At 69.2% G+C, this 2,282-nt stretch carries 2 protein-coding genes; both read left to right on the forward strand.

Annotation, left to right across the window (positions count from 1 at the left end):
• The coding region (locus tag G6019_RS04550) for a thioesterase domain-containing protein (protein ID WP_182627109.1) at positions 1–680 on the forward strand (680 nt) is incomplete at its 5' end.
• Positions 677–2,230, forward strand: a complete 1,554-nt coding sequence (locus G6019_RS04555; RefSeq protein WP_107755469.1) for an acyl-CoA carboxylase subunit beta — start codon at positions 677–679, stop codon at positions 2,228–2,230. The genes G6019_RS04550 and G6019_RS04555, both read left to right, overlap by 4 nt.
• Positions 2,231–2,282 lie beyond the last annotated feature (52 nt).

Genomic DNA, 2,282 nt, shown 5'->3' on the forward strand with positions numbered 1-2,282 from the left:
CCGCCGGGTACCTGGACAGGATCCGGGAGATCGCCTCCGGGCGCCCCGTCGCGCTGGGCGGCTGGTCCTTCGGCGGGGCACTGGCGGTCGAGGTCGCGCGTCAGTTGCGGGCCGCCGACGACGTCGTGGCGCTGGTGGCCCTCCTGGACACCGTGCAGCCGTCCGAGCCGGTCCCGGACACGCTCGACGAGGCTGAGGCCCGTTGGCGGCGCTACTCCGAGTTCGCCAAGCGGACCTACGGCCTGGACGTGGAGGTGCCGCGGGAGTTCCTCGCCGAGCACGGGGAGGACGGGGTGCTGGGGATGCTTCTCGAGGGCCTGGGCGCGGAGGCCAACGCCATGGGCGGCGGAGTCATCGAACACCAGCGCGCGAGCTTCGTCGACAACCGCATCCTCCAGAGCGCGGACCTGTCCGCGTGGTCCGGGGTCGGCGCGGAGGTCTCCTTCGTGCTCTACCGCGCCGAGCGGATGCACGAGGGGGCGATCGAGCTCGAGCCCCGGTACGCGCACGTGGACCCCGACGGCGGCTGGGGCCGGATCGTCTCCGATCTCGAGGTGGTCCAGCTCAAGGGAGACCACCTCGCGGTGGTCGATGAACCCGTGGTCGGTACGGTCGGTAAGCATCTGGCGCGTCGGCTCTCGGAGATCGACGCGGGAGTACTGAAGGGATCGGACGCGTGACGGCTAGGACCACCGCGGAGAAGCTCGCAGAACTGCGGGTCAAGACCGAGCAGGCCCGGGACCCGGGCAGCGAGCGGGCCAGGGCCCGACGCGACGCCGCGGGCCACACGCCGCCGCGGGAGCGCATCGCGGAGCTGCTCGACCCGGGCAGCTTCGTGGAGATGGGCCAGCTGGCGAAGGCTCCCGGTAACCCGGACAACCCGTTCGGGGACGGTGTGGTGACCGGGCGCGGCACGATCGACGGGCGACCCGTGGTCGTGTACGCGCACGACAACACGGTGTTCGGCGGGTCGGTGGGCGAGGGCTTCGGCAAGAAGGTCTGCGCGATCATGGACTTCGCCCTCAAGGTGGGGTGTCCCATCATCGGGATCAACGACTCGGGTGGAGCCCGCGTGCAGGACGCCGTCACCTCCCTGGCCTACTACTCGGAGATCTCCAAGCGTCAGTACCCGGCGTCCGGGTACATCCCGCAGATCTCGATCATGTTGGGCAAGTGCGCGGGTGGCGCCGTCTACGCGCCCGTCACCACCGACTTCGTGGTGGCTGTCAAGGACCAGGCGTACATGTTCGTCACCGGTCCGGACGTGATCAAGCAGGTCACCGGCGAGGACATCTCGATGGATGACCTCGGTTCCGCCCTGCAGCAGGCCAAGAACGGCAACGTCAACCACGTGGCCGTGAGCGAGCACGACGCGTTCATGTACGTGCGGAACCTACTCAGCTTCATGCCCTCCTCGGCCGCCGAGAAGGCGCCGAGGATCAATCCAGGGCTCGAACCGTCGACCACCGCCTCCGACCTGGAACTCGACTCGATCATCCCGGACTCGGACAACGCGGCGTACGACATGCACGACCTGCTCATCCGGATGTTCGACGACGGCGAGTTCGTCGAGACCTCGGGGCAGTTCGCCCAGAACATCATCACCGGCTTCGCCCGGGTCGACGGCGAGTCGGTCGGCGTCGTGGCCAACCAGCCGCTTCACCTGTCGGGATCCCTGGACATCGACGCCTCGGAGAAGGCCACCCGGTTCATGATGCTGTGCGACGCCTACTCGATCCCGATCGTCTACGTGGTCGACACCCCCGGGTACCTGCCGGGTGTCCAGCAGGAGAAGCTCGGCATCATCCACCGCGGCGCCAAGATGGGGTACGCGGTGGCCGCCACCTCGGTGCCCAAGGTGACCTTCGTCGTCCGCAAGGCCTATGGCGGCGCCTACGCCGTGATGGGGTCCAAGAACCTTGGCGGGGACCTGAACTTCGCCTGGCCCACCGCCCGTATCGCGGTGATGGGGGCCGAGGGCGCGGTGGATCTGCTGCAGCGTCGGCAGATCGAGGAGGCGGGCCCGGAGGAGGGGCCCAAGCTCCGCAAGCAGCTGATCGACATGTACAACGAGTTCATCGCGACCCCGTACTCGGCCGCCGAGCGCGGGTACATCGACGCGGTGATCGAGCCGTCGCAGACTCGTCTGGTCCTGCGCGGCGCGTTAGCCCAGCTGCGCGACAAGATCCGCAACGAGCCCCCGCGCAAGCACCCCATCGCCCCGCTGTGACCGCCGCCGTCCGCTGACCCGACCCCCGGGGGTGGCGGCGTGGGGCGGCACG

The organism is Dietzia sp. DQ12-76 (assembly GCF_014145045.1).
Taxonomy (GTDB): Bacteria; Actinomycetota; Actinomycetes; order Mycobacteriales; family Mycobacteriaceae; genus Dietzia.